General features: G+C 33.9%; 12 protein-coding genes. 5 read left to right on the top strand and 7 right to left on the bottom strand.

Annotation, left to right across the window (positions count from 1 at the left end; translation table 11 throughout):
- Window positions 1-215 precede the first annotated feature (215 nt).
- Both ACNQGG_RS15370 and ACNQGG_RS15365 read right to left on the bottom strand, forming a co-directional pair.
- Window positions 216-1,133: a GYDIA family GHMP kinase gene (locus tag ACNQGG_RS15370; protein WP_417965421.1), complete on the bottom strand. Its 918-nt coding sequence runs from the start codon at window positions 1,131-1,133 to the stop codon at window positions 216-218.
- 119 nt (window positions 1,134-1,252) lie between these two features.
- Window positions 1,253-2,569, bottom strand: a complete 1,317-nt coding sequence (locus ACNQGG_RS15365; RefSeq protein WP_417965419.1) for a hydroxymethylglutaryl-CoA reductase, degradative — start codon at window positions 2,567-2,569, stop codon at window positions 1,253-1,255.
- Window positions 2,570-2,840: 271 nt separating this feature from the next.
- Between ACNQGG_RS15365 and ACNQGG_RS15360 the strand changes: the two genes are divergently transcribed.
- The 4 genes from ACNQGG_RS15360 (at window position 2,841) to ACNQGG_RS15345 (ending at window position 8,992) form a co-directional block, all read left to right on the top strand.
- A complete protein-coding gene (locus tag ACNQGG_RS15360; RefSeq protein ID WP_417965417.1) occupies window positions 2,841-5,045 on the top strand; it encodes a S9 family peptidase in 2,205 nt (734 codons plus the stop codon).
- Between the two features lie 85 nt (window positions 5,046-5,130).
- Entirely contained in the window at window positions 5,131-6,675 is a 1,545-nt protein-coding gene (locus ACNQGG_RS15355) for a peptide MFS transporter (RefSeq protein ID WP_417965416.1), read from the top strand.
- 4 nt (window positions 6,676-6,679) lie between these two features.
- Complete coding sequence (locus tag ACNQGG_RS15350) at window positions 6,680-8,485, top strand: peptide MFS transporter (RefSeq protein WP_417965414.1); 1,806 nt, start codon at window positions 6,680-6,682, stop codon at window positions 8,483-8,485.
- A 45-nt stretch (window positions 8,486-8,530) separates the two neighbouring features.
- Window positions 8,531-8,992, top strand: coding sequence for a thioredoxin family protein (locus ACNQGG_RS15345; RefSeq protein WP_417965412.1), 462 nt, complete (start codon window positions 8,531-8,533; stop codon window positions 8,990-8,992).
- Between the two features lie 3 nt (window positions 8,993-8,995).
- Here the strand turns inward: ACNQGG_RS15345 and ACNQGG_RS15340 are convergent, their stop codons facing one another.
- From ACNQGG_RS15340 to surE, 5 genes are all read right to left on the bottom strand, one after another.
- Entirely contained in the window at window positions 8,996-11,032 is a 2,037-nt protein-coding gene (locus tag ACNQGG_RS15340; RefSeq protein WP_417965410.1) for a ComEC/Rec2 family competence protein, read from the bottom strand.
- Window positions 11,033-11,097: 65 nt separating this feature from the next.
- Entirely contained in the window at window positions 11,098-11,595 is a 498-nt protein-coding gene (locus ACNQGG_RS15335; protein ID WP_417965408.1) for a C40 family peptidase, read from the bottom strand.
- A gap of 36 nt (window positions 11,596-11,631) precedes the next feature.
- Window positions 11,632-12,744, bottom strand: coding sequence for a lipid-A-disaccharide synthase (gene lpxB, locus ACNQGG_RS15330; protein ID WP_417965406.1), 1,113 nt, complete (start codon window positions 12,742-12,744; stop codon window positions 11,632-11,634).
- Window positions 12,745-12,848: 104 nt separating this feature from the next.
- A complete protein-coding gene (locus ACNQGG_RS15325; RefSeq protein ID WP_417965404.1) occupies window positions 12,849-13,154 on the bottom strand; it encodes a hypothetical protein in 306 nt (101 codons plus the stop codon).
- Window positions 13,114-13,896 (bottom strand): 5'/3'-nucleotidase SurE, encoded by a 783-nt coding sequence (gene surE / locus ACNQGG_RS15320; RefSeq protein WP_417965402.1) that lies wholly within the window; start codon window positions 13,894-13,896, stop codon window positions 13,114-13,116. Before surE ends, ACNQGG_RS15325 begins: the two co-directional genes overlap by 41 nt.
- 209 nt (window positions 13,897-14,105) lie before the next feature.
- On the opposite strand from surE, the gene ACNQGG_RS15315 reads away from it, so the two are divergent.
- Window positions 14,106-16,388 (top strand): carboxy terminal-processing peptidase, encoded by a 2,283-nt coding sequence (locus ACNQGG_RS15315; protein WP_417965400.1) that lies wholly within the window; start codon window positions 14,106-14,108, stop codon window positions 16,386-16,388.
- Window positions 16,389-16,431 lie beyond the last annotated feature (43 nt).

Below are 16,431 nucleotides of genomic sequence, written 5' to 3'. Positions count from 1 at the left end.
TCTCTAGTGCTTGACTGCGTCGAGTGCCTACTTAAATTAAAAGACAAAACGTAGCGTTTGCAACGCGGGTAATTGAAAAAACTACTGCTTGAATACTTCCTTAAAAAATGGGCCATTAAAAGTTGGGGCAACTCTGCGAATGTCTCTGACTTCACAGCCAGGCAAAAAAGTTAAGAAATAAGAAAGTAACTCGCAACTGGGTTGCTTTTGTAGGATTAAGATAAAATCATTTGGTCATAAGGAATAATTGTTTTATATCCTTTTGAAGCAAAATATTCGATTGGATTTTCTGTTGTTATGGCCATTACAAAATCGCCTCCCCAAGCGCCAAGACTTTTGATTGTGCCATTAAAATCAGGGAATAAAGATTCTTTCACGGTTTGTATTTCCAAAATAATACTCATTTCTGCTTCGTGCTTTTCTATCGCTACTGCAAATGATTTGACGGTGGTTGCTTCCAAAACTTCAAAGGTTGTTTTGTCATTTAAAGCAATGGTTCTGGATAGATTATTTTTTTTATTGATATTGTAGGAAGCGATCGCATTCTTGCTGCTTTGCTTTTTATTGAGATATATAAAATAGATGTTCTCTGTAAATGTTGGGTTGAAGATTACTTTTTCAACAATAGGTTTTCCTTGTTCTAAATGGTATAAAATGGGAGCGTCGTTTTGAGCACACGCAATATCATAACCGCTGCCTCCAAAACTATTTTTAAGTAGTGTAAAGGCGTCGATTTGCAGCCATTGTGCAATATTATTGATCAAAGTGGACGAGGTGCCTAGGCCCCAGCTTTTAGGAAATCCAAGTTCAGTGGTAATTGTGTATCCTTCGGAATTAATAATGAAATCAGGATTTAATGCAAAAGCTTCGTGTAAAATAGCTGTCAATGTAGCTTTAACGGATTCGCTTTCTGAATTTCTTTCATTTGAAATATCAAAAAATGAAATAGAATCTTCAAACCAAATGCTGCCATCAGCATCGTAGCTTTTCCAAATGATTTCTTTGTTGCTTCCTTTTTCGATAATCAGGTTTTGTCCTAACTTTGTCGGTAATGCAAAAGCTTTAGCGCCATCTAAAACAAGATATTCTCCTGTGATTAAAAGTTTTCCGTTACTGTAGAATGTTTGTTTCATGTATTTTTTTTAGCCCCGATAGCAGTGGAAATCCTTTCTAGTCCGGAACTTGTTTCATGATACCGAAACAAGTTCCGGACTAGAAGATTGCAACGTATAGCGGGAATAGCTCCTAAAAATTAGTTTCTTAAATTTTCAATAAAATCAACTACCGCACTATGTGAAATAGTATTTTTCTTGAAATATTTATGGATCAAAATTCGTTCATCATCATTGGCTTCAAACTGATTGATGATGTTGTTTAAATGCATTTTCATATGGCCTTCCTGAATTCCGGTGGTTGTCAAAGAGCGTAACGCAGCAAAATTTTGTGCTAAACCTGCTACGGCGACCACTTGCATTAATTCCTTTGCGGATGGGTTTTCAAGCATTTCTAAGGCTAGTTTTACTAATGGATGCAAAGAAGTCAATCCGCCAACGGTACCCAAAGCTAACGGTATTTCTAACCAAAAAGTAAAAATTCCATTCTCTATTTTGGCATGTGATAAACTGGAATATTTTCCGTTTCGTGCTGCATAGGCGTGAATTCCAGCTTCTACTGCACGGAAATCATTACCAGTAGCTAGCACAACAGCATCAATTCCGTTCATTATTCCTTTGTTATGCGTTACGGCGCGGTACGGTTCTACTTCGGCAATTTGAACTGCTTGAACGAATCGTTCCGCAAATTCTTGTGGATTTGAAATATGTTTTTCTCTTAAATCTTCAACAGGACACGAAACTTCAGCTCTTACGAGACAATTAGGGACATAATTCGAGAGAATACTCATTACGATTTGTATGTCTTTCTCAGTTTCAGTGAATAATTCATAAACCAATGTTTCTTCTCTTAATGTCTTGGCAAATTGCTCCAAACACGAATTGATAAAATTAGCGCCCATGCTGTCTTTAGTTTCAAATGTAGCATGAAGCTGAAAGTAATTCGGTAATAAATCCGTTTTGTCTTTCAGGACAATATCAAGGATTCCACCGTCACGTTTTTGCATGTTTTTTGTGATGGATTCTGTTTCTGAAAAAAACTTAGCTTTGGTTTGAACAAAGAATAATTCCAGTTTTGAAACGTCACCTTTGAAAATAAAATGAACCTGACCAATTTTTTCTGTATCGATAACAGTAGCTTTAAAGCCTCCTCGAGTGGACCAAAACTTTGCGGTTTTTGAAGCAGCAGCAACCACTGAGCTTTCTTCAATTGCCATCGGAATGGCACTGTATTTGTTGTTAATTAGGAAATTTGGAGCGACTCCTAGTGGAATATAGAAATTGGTTATCGTATTTTCTATGAATTCATCGTGTAATTTCTGTGTTTTTTCATCTGAATTCCAATAGTTTTTAAGTAATGCTATTGCTTCAGAAGGAGTTGAAAAGTATTCTTTGGCAATCCAGTTTATTTTTTCTTCTTTGGATAATTTAGAAAATCCTGCTACGGCGTTATTCATTCTCAATAGATTATAATATATATACGCGCAAAGATACGCTTTTAGCCGTTTTGTTTACTATCAGATTATCCTCAATAAATGGGTGCGTTTAATATTGTTTTTAACATTTAACACATCAAATGTGAAATAATTGTAAATTTTTCACTAAAATTGACGGTTTTTATATTCAAATAAAAATCGTGAAATAGTACTGATTAAAAAACAACAATATTGAATTAAAATGATGCCTCTTGGCGTATAACATATTTCCAAAATTTAATATCATCTATATATGAATTCGAACAAAATTACTGCCTTACTTTTATTCTTGTGTTTTACTGTTTTTGGCCAACAAAAAATCACAATTGAGGAAATCTTTAATGGCACTTTTACTGCTAAGGGAATGGATGAATTACAGTCCATGAAAAATACCAATCAATATACGGTATTGAATTCTAACCAGATTTCAGGAAGCGCACAAATAGATTTGTATGATTTTGCAACGTTGAAAAAAGTAACTACACTTATAGATACAAAATCGCATAAAGATTTATCTAACGGGATTGACAGTTATACGTTTGATGCTTCTGAAAAAATGATTTTGTTAGCGTGTAACACCAGTAAGATTTTCCGTCATTCTTTTACTGCCGATTATTATTTGTACGATATTGGGACAAAACAATTAACAAAGTTATTTAATTTTCAAATTCAAGAACCTACATTTTCGCCAGATGGTAAAAAGATAGCTTTCGCAAAAGAAAATAATCTTTATGTATATGATTTGGCTTCCAAGAAAGCAACTGCTATTACTACAGACGGAAAGAAAAATAACATTATTAATGGTATAACGGATTGGGTTTACGAAGAAGAATTTGCTTTCGTAAGAGCATTCGACTGGAGTAAAGACAGTAAAAAAGTGGCATATATCCGTTTTGACGAAAGTCAAGTTCCTGAATTCTCCATGTCTATATTTGGAAAGGATTTATATCCTAAAATTGAAACATTCAAATATCCAAAAGCCGGGGAGAAAAATTCGTTAGTGTCTTTACATATTTATGATGTTAACAGCAATGAAGCCAAAAAAGTAAATCTTGGTAATTACAATGATTTTTATATTCCAAGAATAGAATGGACTAATGATGCCAATGTGCTTTCGGCTCAGGTGTTGAATCGTCATCAGGATAATTTAGACTTGTTGTTTATCAATGGGAATTCAGGAGCCGCTAAAGTGGTTTTGAATGAAAAAGACAAAGCGTATGTAGATGTCACTGATAACCTTACTTTTTTGAAAGACAATAGTTTTATTTGGACTAGCGAAAAAGACGGTTTCAATCATATTTACGTTTATGATAAAACAGGAAAGTTGAAAAATCAAGTAACCAAAGGAAACTGGGAAGTAACTAATTACTATGGATTTGATGAGAAAACGAATACTATTTTTTACCAATCGGTAGAGAATGGCTCGATTAATAGAGATGTTTATAGAATAGCACTTGACGGAAAAAACAAAGTGCGTTTGTCTAAAAATGTTGGAACAAGTGCAGCAACTTTTAGCCCTAATTTCCAATACTACATCAATACGTTTTCTAGTACTTTACAACCAACGATTTATTCTTTGAACGAAGCTAAGGCAGGAAAACAAGTTCAAGTTATTGAGAATAACGAAGCATTAGCAGTAAAATTAAAACCGTATAGCTTACCCGCTAAAGAATTTTTTGTTTTGAAAACTGAAAAAGGAAATGAGCTGAATGCTTGGATTATGAAACCGAAAGATTTTAATGCTTCAAAGAAATATCCGGTCTTTATGATTCAATATTCTGGTCCAGGTTCTCAACAGGTTGTAAACGGATGGGGGAGTTCTAATGAATATTGGTTTATGATGTTAGCGCAGCAAGGCTATATTGTGGCTTGTGTTGACGGTCGTGGGACAGGTTTTAAAGGGGCCGATTTTAAGAAGGTGACCCAAAAACAATTAGGAAAATACGAAGTGGAAGATCAAATTGATGCTGCAAAGGTTATAGGGAATTACTCTTTTGTAGATAAATCAAGAATTGGAATTTGGGGATGGAGTTTTGGAGGATTTATGGCGTCCAATTGTATTATGAAAGGGAATGATGTTTTCAAAATGGCTATTGCGGTTGCTCCGGTAACGAATTGGAGATTTTATGATAGTGTTTATACCGAGCGTTACATGCAAACGCCTCAAGAAAATCCTACGGGTTACGATGAAAACTCCCCAATAAATTATGTAGACAAACTAAAAGGGAAATTCCTCTTGATTCATGGTTCTGGTGATGATAATGTACATGTGCAAAATTCGATGCAAATGATGGAAGCCTTGATTCAAGCCAACAAGCAATTTGATTCGCAGATTTATCCCGATAAAGATCACGGTATTAGAGGGGGAAAAACCAGAATTCAATTGTATACTAAAATGACCAATTTTATAAAAGAAAACTTGGGGAATACCATAGATCCAAACAAAGAGACTATTTGATTTTCAAATCTAACCGATAAAAACCAGAATTCAATTCTATAATAAAATGACTAACTTTATCAAAGAAAATTTATAACACAACTTTATGACAAACGACTTATCTAAGGAAAAAGATTTTTTTGGACATCCAAGAGCACTTTTTATATTGTTTTTTACAGAAATGTGGGAACGCTTTTCGTTTTACGGGATGAAAGCACTATTAATTTTCTATTTAACAAGATATCATCTTTTTTCTGATACCAGTGGAAATCTATTGATAGGAAGCTATGCCGCCTTGGTATACGCGGTGCCGGTAATAGGCGGTTTTATTGCAGACCGATATTTAGGTTTTAGAAAAGCAATAGTTTTTGGTGGGATAATGCTCGTCCTTGGTCATTTAGGAATGGCTTACGAAGGAAATGCTGCGACGCAATCAGTTACGGGAGAAATTACAAGAGACGATGCAGCCTTACAAATATTTTATTTTTCGTTATCATTAATAATCGTAGGAGTTGGTTTTCTTAAAGCTAATATTTCTTCATTAGTTGGTGAATTGTATCAAGTGGGTGATAAAAGAAGAGATTCTGGCTTTACATTATTTTATATGGGGATCAATTTAGGGTCTTTTTTAGCTACTATAATTTGTGTATGGCTTGGGGAAACGTATGGTTGGAGCTATGGTTTTGGAGCAGCCGGTGTAGGAATGTTTTTTGGATTATTGACTTTTATTTCCGGAAGAAAATTATTGATGGGAAAAGGAGAATCAAAAGTGCCGGAACTCTTGGAGAAAAAATCATTTGGTTTAAAAAACGAATGGTTAATATATATAATGAGTGTTGCATCTGCTTTGATTTTTTGGCAAATGGTACAACGACACGATGTAGTTTCTAGTTCATTGATGGTTGCTGGTGCAGCTTCATTTATTTATATAATTTACTACAGTATCACTCAATTGGATAAAAAAGCAAGAGAGCAATTAATTGCATTAACCATTTTAATTGTTTTTACAGTAATTTTCTGGGCATTATTTGAACAAGCGTATACTTCGTTAAATTTATTTGCGGATCGGATTTTAGATAGAACGATCTTTGGGTATACAATCTCTGCAGGACAATTTTTAAGCTTTAACGCCTTGTTTATTATTTTATTAGCCCCAGTTTTCGCTTGGCTATGGGTGAAACTCGGTAAGTATAATCCAAATACGGCAGTGAAATTTTCAATAGCTTTATTGTTTGTAGGGTTAGGTTTTGGTTCTTTAGTTTTAGGGATTGGTTTGTCAGGTTTAGGAAAAGTGGCTATGGTTTGGCTAATTCTTACCTACTTTTTACATACTTGTGGAGAATTATGTTTGTCACCTGTTGGACTTTCAGCTGTTACTAAATTATCTCCCGTAAAAATAGTTGGGTTCATGATGGGAGTCTGGTTTTTGGCAACAGCCAGTTCTGAATTTATTGCTTCAATTCTAGCCAATATTGCCTCTGTAGATACATCAAATGGTACGGCACCAGATTTAAATGTAGCAAAACAGAGTTACTTAACGCTTTTTGAATATTTATTTTATACTGGATTAGGTTTCGGAATTATTCTTCTAGCACTTTCACCAGTAATCAAAAAATTAATGCACGGAGTGGACAAAGAATTAAACAATTAATATTATGAGTGAAAACACTACAGATCAATTTTTTAAAAGTACCGTTCTAGGGCATCCGGCGGGTTTATTCGTTTTATTTTTTACTGAGATGTGGGAGCGATTTTCATTCTACGGAATGCGTTCTTTATTAATATTGTTTTTGACTACTTCTTTTACAGACGGAGGTTGGGAATGGACAAGGGAAAATGCATCCGCTTTATTTGGTTCTTACGTTGGTCTTGTTTATTTGTCAACGATGTTAGGAGGTTATTTTGCTGATAAAGTGATCGGTTTTAGATGGGCAGTCGTTGTCGGTGCAATTTTAATGACATTGGGTCACGTTTCTATGGCGCTTGAAACAGAATTTTCTATTTATTTAGGATTGGTTTTATTAGTTTTTGGAAACGGATTTTTCAAGCCTAATATGACTTCCATTGTATCTGAAATGTACAAAGACCGTCCGGAGAAAAAAGATGGGGCTTATACGTTATTTTATATGGGTGTCAATGCTGGCGCTTTCTTTGGAATATTGCTTTGTGGCTATTTAGGGGAAAAAGTAGGATGGAGTTATGGTTTTGGTCTTGCCGGAATTTTTATGTTCTTTGGAATGTTACAATTTTGGTTGTCTCAAAATATCTTTGGCGATATTGGTTTAAAACCAAGTGCAGCAAGTAAAGCTAAAGCAGAGGCTTTGGATACTGATAAAAGAAATCCATTTACGCCTTGGCAACTTGGGACCATTGCTTTATCAGCAACACTAGGATTGTTATGGATTTTAAATGATCCTGCTTCAAAAATTTCAGGAGGTAAAATAAATGTCTTTTCTTTTCTTGGTGAAAACGGAAACGCAATTGCTATAGTTTCAGCTTTGCTTTTATTTATTATTCTATTAATTTACAGATTTACGCAATATTCAAATATCACTAAAGAAAAATTAATCGCGGTAACATTTTTTGCCTTTCTAACGATTTTCTTTTGGGCCATTTTCGAACAATCCCCAAACAGTTTAACCATTTTTGCTAATGATTATACGGATCGAATTTTAGTTGGGAATTGGAGCGTAGTGTTTTTAGTGGTTAATTCATTGATTACAATAATGCCATTAGTTATAATTACTTGGGTATTGTATTTGTTGTTTAAACAGACATTTAAATATTATGCTTTGGCAAATATTATTTTGAGTGTAAGTTTTATTATAATCTGGGCAATCGCAATTTGGATGTTGACCAAAGATTATTACACTGCAGGGTATTTATCGTTATCGGATTCCACTTTGGAATCATTAAAAATTGCAAAAGTAACAACTCCATTAACGGAGGTTCCCGCTACTTGGTTCTCCACATTAAATTCGTTGTTTATCATTTCATTAGCTCCATTGTTTTCAAAATGGTGGGAAAGTAAATACAATCCTTCCGCAAATTTAAAATATGGCATCGGAATGGGGTTATTAGCGGTTGGGATGGCTTGTGTTGCTTGTGGTGCAAGTGGTATTGAGGCAGGTGCAAAAACCGCTTCGGTTAGTATGATTTGGCTTATTTTAGTATATCTTTTTCATACTATGGCAGAATTGTGTATCTCGCCGGTAGGCTTGTCTTATGTTAGTAAATTAGTTCCTGCAAGAATGATTGCATTTATGTTTGGAGTTTGGTATCTTGCAGTAGCAATTGGTATGAAAGGAGCGGGTATGTTTGGTGAGAATATTGATAAAATCGCCAACGAACATGGATTAAGTTATTTCTTTTGGATGTTGACAATAATTTCAATTGTTGTAGCTTTGTTCTCTATTTTAATGACTCCTGTAATTAAGAAATTAATGCATGGTGTTAGGTAAATTTCAGGCACTATTATTGATTAAGTAATTAGAAAAACATAAAAGATGAAGAAAATAATTGTAGGAGCATTGCTGTTAGTTGCTTCATATGCTGTTCAAGCACAAGAATTAGTATGGGAAACCAATGTCAAAAAGGCAATGGAAGTTTCTAATAAAACCAAGAAACCAATGTTGCTGTTTTTTACAGGTAGCGATTGGTGTGGTTGGTGTATTCGATTGCAAAAAGAAGTGTTGAAAACCCCAGAATTTGCTGCTTGGGCAAAGGATAATGTGGTTTTGGTTGAATTGGATTATCCAAGAAGAACACCACAGACACCTGAAATTAAAACTCAAAATAATGAATTACAGCAAGCTTTTGGTATTCAGGGATTCCCTACTATTTATTTTGCCAATAGCACTAATAAAGAGGGGAAAGTAAATTTTGAAGGGTTAGGAAGTACCGGTTATGTTGCTGGCGGCCCAACGGCTTGGTTAGCTGTGGCTAATGGAATTCTGAAAAAGAAATAAATATCAATTTAACGTATAGAATCCCTTTTCAGCAGTTGCGTGAAAAGGGATTTTTTGTTTGCTGCAAGTTGCTTTCCAATATTTTTGTAGTGTTTTATAGTTCGATGCATCAGCGACAACCATTTTAGGTTGTATGTTTTGAAATAGTCGTTCCAAATTTATTTTTGGAGATTGGGTGAGTAACAAAACATCCGGTTTTATATTTTTCGGATAAATGCCTAAACTGTCCAAAATCAGAATTTTTTTTCCGTTGAAAAAAGCGGTGTTTTGAATTCTTTTTTTAGTTTCCAAAGTGCTAAAATTTCCAACTAAATAAGAGTTTAAAATATTATTTTTAGGAGATGCTTTCAAAATACTGTCAGTAGCATATAAGGTAACCTTTTCCCCGTTTCGGTCAGTAATCAGTGTGTTTTTCTTGGAATTAAAAACGACCCATTCTTTCTGGTTTTTCACGTCAGATCGATTTTTTATAGATGAAATTTGTAGCACTATAATTGAAATTAAAACCATTGCCAGTTTATTGAAACTTGGTTTTTTGAACCAAAAGCCAGTACTTATAATTATCAAATAGAAGCTAATTAAAAAGTACAAATTGAAAGAGATATTTTGAATTATAAATTGTTCTAGTGAGGCAATCGAATTGATGATTTTATTCAAATAAAAGATACTCCATTCCAATGGTTTGGAAAGTAATAGAGGGACATATCCAAATGCTGCCAGTACCATAACGAAAACGCCTAAAATCATGATGAGGCTCAGCAATGGAATGATAATTAAATTGGTCACGAAGAACAAACCGGGGAATTGATGGAAGTAATAAATGCTTAATGGCAAAGTGCCAATTTGCGCCGCAAAAGAGACGGTGAGAATGTCCCAAATGTATTTTGAAAATTTATTTTTTGGCAACCAGATTGAAGCTAAAAGAGGTTGTAGCCAAATAATAAAAAACAAAGCGATGTAACTCAACTGAAATCCAACATCGAACAAGAAGGAAGGTTGAAAAAGTAAAATAAGCAACATCGATACCAATAAGGTGTGGTAGATATTTACACTTCTTCGTAAATGGGTGCCAATGGCCACAAACGAAAACATAACGACAGAGCGAACTACTGACGGTGCCAGACCGGCGATTAAACCGAATAATGATAGCGAAGCCAGAACAATCAGCAGCTTAATAAACGAACCTCTTTTTGTGTTGGGTACTGGTTTGAGTATAAAAGTCACAAAGAGCAAGATGAACCCGATGTGCAATCCCGAGACCGATAAAATATGTACCGCGCCAGCATATTGATAATCCCGGATAATCTCTGGAGAAATATCTTGTTGTTGCCCCATTATCAATGCAAGAGCTACATTTAATTCAGTTTTATGGAAGTGGCTTTTTTCTAAGTTATGAATGATTTTTGTCCTTAATCTGGAAGTATAATACCAAATGTTCTTTTCAATTTCAGAACTTATACTCATCTCTTCAGCATCTGCATATAGTTGGGCGTAGATTTGTTTGTTCTCCAGGTATTTGCTGTAATCAAATTGGTTGGGATTATTGGGTGGACTATTTTTATATAAAGTCCCTTTAATTTGTAGTTGCGTTCCAATTTCAAATTGATGATTCAAGCTGTCTTTTCGAATATTAAGGACTATTCTACCCGAATTTTCTGTTTGATCAATGCGGTTAACAATAGCAACATAACGATCATTAAAATTAGAATTTTTTAATTTTTCACGCAGTGTGACGGAAATCAAATGAGGTTTTTCGAAAATAGCTTCATAATGAATATAATTATTCTTTTGAAAATAATCGGTGTGGGCAATTAGCGTTGTAGCTCCAATAAAAAACGATAGCGCATAAGTAGAAATACCGAAGTAAGTTTCTTTTGTATGATTTTTTTTGGATAAAAAATAAAAAAAGAAAAAAGGGATGACGGAAATAAATAGTAAAGTAAAAACAATTTTTGGTTCAGGTTTTAAATAATAAGAAAATAAAATCCCTAGTATGAAACCAAATGTTATTCTCGCTAAAGGAAATTGTAGCACTTTCATTTATCTAAAGTACGATTTTTTAGTAAGAATAACTTTGTTTTTTTATAAAGAAATATTGAAACTGCTCATCTGAGTATTCTATTTATTTGAACAAAGGAATTTTGATAATAAGGTTCTTTTGTGGAAGAAATTATTACGCCTTTGGAGGTAGAAGAGTGAATGAATTTCAAGTCATCGTCAGCAACATCGATTACCATTCCCACGTGATTGATTTGTGATTTTTTATTGGTTTTAAAAAATATTAAATCTCCTTTTTTGATATTATCTCGTTCACGGTCAATGATTAATCCCAGTTTTGATTGTTCGAAAGAGGAACGTGGGAGTTGAATATTATAAGAATTAAAAACAGAATAGATTAATCCTGAACAGTCAAAACCTGCTTTTGTAGTGCCTCCACTTTTATATTTGACACCAAGATTTTTAGATGCAGAATCAACTAGCTGTGCGATCAAATGCTTTGTTCCGCCAGTATCCACTACTGATCTCTCAGGAATTAGTACTGAGGTTGATTTACATGCCGTAAAAAAAATAAGAATTAATAAAAGGTAAAGTAGGTGTTTCAAAAGAGTTGTTTTTTGCAGATTTTATAAGAATTGGCATCATTGCAAATCAGCCACAATCAATTTTGCTGTTTTTTCGCTGGCACCAATTCCGCCAAGTTTTGCTTCTAGAACGTCATATTTCTCTAAAAGTTGTTTGCGATGATTAGATTCTAGAATTTTTTTCAATTCTTCCCGAATACGTTTCGTTGTGCAATCTTCCTGAATTAATTCAGTTACCACTTCTTCATCCATTATCAAATTCACTAACGAAATATATTTTAGGGTAATGATTCGCTTTGCAATTTGGTAAGAAGCCCAGCTCCCTTTGTAACAGACCACTTCTGGAACTTTAAAAAGTGCCGTTTCCAGCGTTGCTGTTCCTGATGTAACTAATGCAGCAGTGGCGTTTTGCAATAAAGCATAGGTTTTATTGGATATGAATTTTATATTTTCATTGGAAATAAAATTCTCATAAAATGAATATTCCTGACTGGGAGCGCCTGCAATGACAAATTGATAGTCTGGAAAATCATTGACAACGCTCAACATCACCGATAGCATTTTGGTAATTTCCTGTTTTCGGCTACCAGGTAAAAGGGCAATAATGGGTTTTTCGTCTAATTTATTTTCTTTTCTAAAAAACGAAGCTTCCATTGGGTTTTGGTTATGGATCGCATCAATCAATGGATGGCCTACAAATTCAACAGGAAAATGATGCTTGTCTTCGTAGAATTTTTTTTCGAATGGTAAAATTACATACATTTTGTCCACATCTCGTTTGATTTCTGTGATTCGACTTTCTTTCCATGCCCATATTTGCGGTGAAATATAGTAATGCGTTTTTATATTCAATTCTTTTGCCCATTTTGCAATTCGTAAATTAAAACCGGGATAATCGATGAATATAAGTGCATCCGGTTGAAATTTAAGAATGTCTTTTTTACATATTTTGATGTTGTTCAAAATAGTTTTTAAATTAAAAATCACCTCGATAAATCCCATGAAAGCCAATTCGCGATAATGTTTCACTAAAGTTCCACCAACATTTTGCATCAAATCACCACCCCAAAACCGAATATCAGCATTAGGATCTTCTTTATAAATCGCTTTCATTAAATTAGAACCATGTAAATCTCCCGAAGCTTCTCCTGCTATAATGTAGTATTTCATTTTTGTATGTTTTGGAGTTTTTTCCAATTTTTTAGTATCAGCGATAAATTCAGAAACCTTCTGTCAATATTTTTATAGTTAACAAAGGTATGAATATTGCATTTTTAAATAAATAAAGACACAAGTGTCATAATAATAACTGCTAAAATTACACCACGTGCCATGAGTTCTTTGTTTAATTTGAGTAGAATTCCAAAAGCTGCCAAATCAAGAATGGATCCAAGGGTGATTATTTTACCTAGTTTTCCTTCTGATTTCATCGTAGAGATTCCATTGATAAAGTCAAATTCAGTGAAGAAGGTTATGAAAAGGTAACTGCCCAATATGGAAGCTAAAACTCCGATTACAAATCCAGTTAATAAATCTATTTTATTCATTCCAATTCCAAGTGTTAAGTTGTTGTGTCGCATGATGGGCCGTCAAGTCAAATTGGACTGGAACAATTGAAATGTATCCGTTTTTCAATGCCCATTCATCAGTGTCCTCCCCATTGTCTTGGTTCACAAATTCTCCGGTAAGCCAATAATAATCTCTGCCTTGCGGGGTTTTACGTTTGTCGAATTTTTCTACCCAAACTGCTTTAGCCTGACGGCAAATTTTGATTCCTCGGATTTCTTTTTCTTTCAATTTTGGAAAATTAACATTCAAAACGACTCCTTCGGGTAGTTTGTTTTCAAGAACTTCCAATGCTATTTTTCGAATAAATGACTTTATGTCTTCAAAATTAGCATTCCAATCGTAATCTAGTAAAGAAAATCCAATAGCTTGAATTCCCTCTATGCCGGCTTCAACAGCAGCACTCATAGTTCCGGAGTAAATTACATTTATAGAAGAATTCGAGCCGTGATTAACACCTGAAACGCACAAATCGGGTTTCCTTTTCAAAATTTCGCTGACTGCAAATTTCACACAATCTACTGGAGTTCCAGAACAACTATATTCAGTTATGGCATCGTTTTCTTTGGAGATTTTATTTAAATATAGCGTGTCGTTGATGGTAATTCCATGGCCTGTTGCGCTTTGTGGAGCATCTGGAGCAACAACAACGACTTCTCCTATTTCTGCCATTACGGCTATTAATGCCCTAATTCCCGGAGCAGAAATCCCATCATCATTTGTAACTAATATTAAAGGCTTGGAATGTTTTGTCATTTTATGTTTTCAAGAAAGGATTTCTAATTAAAATATTTTAAAGAGCAAATGTAGTCACACAAAACCGTATTTTATAACAAAGAAAATAAAATTTGTCAACTTGGAATATTTAACGCATATGAAAAAAACAATTTTATATCTTTAACAAAAAATTATGCAGCCCTTGCTATTGTTGGCATAGTTTTTACCGTAATTTAGATTAAAAATTGATGAATACTATTACTGACTTTATGAAAAGAAATTATAAAATACTTCTTGTTGTTGTTTGTCTTTCAGCAACACTGTTTGCTTTTAAAATTAACGCAACAAAAGAAGGCGATCCCGATAAAGATAAGTTACTATTAGAACTATTAACATTTGTAATTCAGAAGGGACATTACAATCCTGCAGTAATTGACGATACCTTTTCTAAAGGGATTTATAAAGATTATATTCAGGCTTTAGATCCTTCTAAACGTTTCTTTCTGCAGTCAGATATTGATGAGTTTTCAAAGTTTGAAATGCAATTAGACGATGAATTATTAAACAAAGATTTGACATTTTTCAATCTTACGTATGATCGTTTGATGAAAAGAATGGAAGAGAGTAAAAAGATTTATAAATCGGTTTTGAGTCAACCTTTTGACTATACTACTGATGAGAGTTTTAATACGGACTATGAAAAAGCGCCTTATCCAAAAGATGTTAAGGAGCTTACTGATAAATGGCGTAAACAAATCAAATTGTCAACACTTTCATCATTGACAGATCGTTTAAAAATCCAAGAAAATAGAAGTAAAGGAATTGTAGAAAAAGTGGCGAAAGATACTTTAGATCCTTTAAATGAGGGAAAATTTAAAGTTGATCCAATCAATTCAGATACTGCTAAAAATGACAAGGCAATTGATAATGGTAAAACAAAGACATTTGCCGAGTTAGAAAAAGAGACTAGAGAAAGTGCTTTGAAATCATTGGATGAGTATTTTGGTTTTATGCAGGATTTAGACAGGAATGATTGGTTTTCAGTTTATATCAATTCTATTACATCCCGTTTTGATCCGCATACTAATTATTTTGCACCTGAGGAAAAAGAACGTTTTGATGTAAGTATCAGCGGAAAATTAGAAGGAATTGGAGCTCGTCTTCAAAAGAAAAATGATTTTACTGAAATTTCAGAACTTATTTCTGGAGGTCCGGCTTGGAGAGGGAAACAACTTGAAGCAGGAGATTTAATCATGAAAGTTGCTCAAGGAAATGCTGAGGCCGTAGATGTTGTGGGAATGCGTCTTGATGATGTTGTTAAGAAAATTAAAGGACCAAAAGGAACTGAAGTTCGTCTTACGGTAAAAAAAGTAGATGGAACTATTAAAATTATTTCTATAATCAGAGATATTGTCGAAATTGAAGAAACGTATGCTAAGTCAAGTATAGTTAATAAAAACGGGTTTAAATACGGCGTTATTTATCTGCCGAAATTCTACATCGACTTTGAAAATCAAGATGGTAGAGATGCAGGGAAAGATATCGCTAAGGAAGTAGAGCGTTTGAAAAGTGCAGGTGTAAATGGGATTGTTCTAGATGTTCGTGATGATGGAGGAGGGTCGTTATCAACAGTAGTGGATATTGCGGGATTGTTTATCGAACAAGGACCAATTGTCCAAATTAAATCTGCGGGTAGAAAAAAAGAAGTATTGTTCGATAAAGATAAAAAAATTGAATGGGATGGTCCGTTGGTGATCATGGTTAATAGTTTTTCAGCTTCAGCTTCAGAGATTTTGGCAGCTGCAATCCAAGATTATAAAAGAGGAATTATCATTGGTAGCAAACAAACTTACGGTAAGGGAACGGTACAAAATGTAATTGATTTGAATCAATTTGTACGTAATAGTGCTGTGGGAGATTTGGGAGCTGTTAAAACGACTACTCAAAAATTTTATAGAATCAATGGTGGTTCTACTCAACTTGAAGGGGTAAGCAGCGATATTGTTATGCCAGACAGATATGCATATTTGAAAATGGGTGAACGTGATGTAGACAATGCTATGCCATGGGATAAAATAGATCCAGCTGAATATACGGTTTGGAATAAAAATGTAAATTTTAATCAGGCTATTGTAAACAGTAAAAAAAGAATTTCGCAAAGTTCCCAATTTCAATTGATTGAGGAAAATGCTAAATGGATTGATAGCAGAAGTGAAGATAATACCTATAGCTTGAATATTGATAAATTCAAAATTGCTCAAAGCGAAATTGAAGAAAAAGCTAAAAAATACAAACCACTGTCTGAATATAGAAACACACTTAAATTTACATCACTTCCGTATGAAGTTGACGAAGTAAATAAAGATCTGACTTTAAAAGAAAAAAGAGACAGATGGCATGAAGCATTATCTAAAGATATTTATGTTGAAGAAGCGTTAAATGTATTAGATGATTTGCAGGCTAAAACGGTTGTGAAAAAAAGCACTTCTATTCCTGCTAAATTAAAGAAAGATAAATTAGCGAGATCTTAATTTTTTAATAATTGCATGACATAGACGCTCCAGAAATTCAAAA

Source organism: Flavobacterium esculini, from assembly GCF_048284325.1.
GTDB lineage: Bacteria > Bacteroidota > Bacteroidia > Flavobacteriales > Flavobacteriaceae > Flavobacterium.
Note: the sequence above shows the minus strand (reverse complement) of the source record. Positions and strands in the feature narration are given on the sequence as shown.

Bases quoted from the DNA above. Each gene is read 5' to 3' on its own strand.
- ACNQGG_RS15315 (WP_417965400.1), top strand. From the start codon at position 14,106: ATGAATACTATTACTGACTTTATGAAAAGAAATTATAAAATACTTCTT.
- ACNQGG_RS15355 (WP_417965416.1), top strand. From the start codon at position 5,131: ATGACAAACGACTTATCTAAGGAAAAAGATTTTTTTGGACATCCAAGA.
- ACNQGG_RS15350 (WP_417965414.1), top strand. From the start codon at position 6,680: ATGAGTGAAAACACTACAGATCAATTTTTTAAAAGTACCGTTCTAGGG.
- ACNQGG_RS15370 (WP_417965421.1), bottom strand. From the start codon at position 1,133: ATGAAACAAACATTCTACAGTAACGGAAAACTTTTAATCACAGGAGAA.
- ACNQGG_RS15360 (WP_417965417.1), top strand. From the start codon at position 2,841: ATGAATTCGAACAAAATTACTGCCTTACTTTTATTCTTGTGTTTTACT.
- ACNQGG_RS15340 (WP_417965410.1), bottom strand. From the start codon at position 11,032: ATGAAAGTGCTACAATTTCCTTTAGCGAGAATAACATTTGGTTTCATA.
- lpxB (WP_417965406.1), bottom strand. From the start codon at position 12,744: ATGAAATACTACATTATAGCAGGAGAAGCTTCGGGAGATTTACATGGT.
- surE (WP_417965402.1), bottom strand. From the start codon at position 13,896: ATGACAAAACATTCCAAGCCTTTAATATTAGTTACAAATGATGATGGG.
- ACNQGG_RS15365 (WP_417965419.1), bottom strand. From the start codon at position 2,569: ATGAATAACGCCGTAGCAGGATTTTCTAAATTATCCAAAGAAGAAAAA.
- ACNQGG_RS15325 (WP_417965404.1), bottom strand. From the start codon at position 13,154: ATGCGACACAACAACTTAACACTTGGAATTGGAATGAATAAAATAGAT.
- ACNQGG_RS15345 (WP_417965412.1), top strand. From the start codon at position 8,531: ATGAAGAAAATAATTGTAGGAGCATTGCTGTTAGTTGCTTCATATGCT.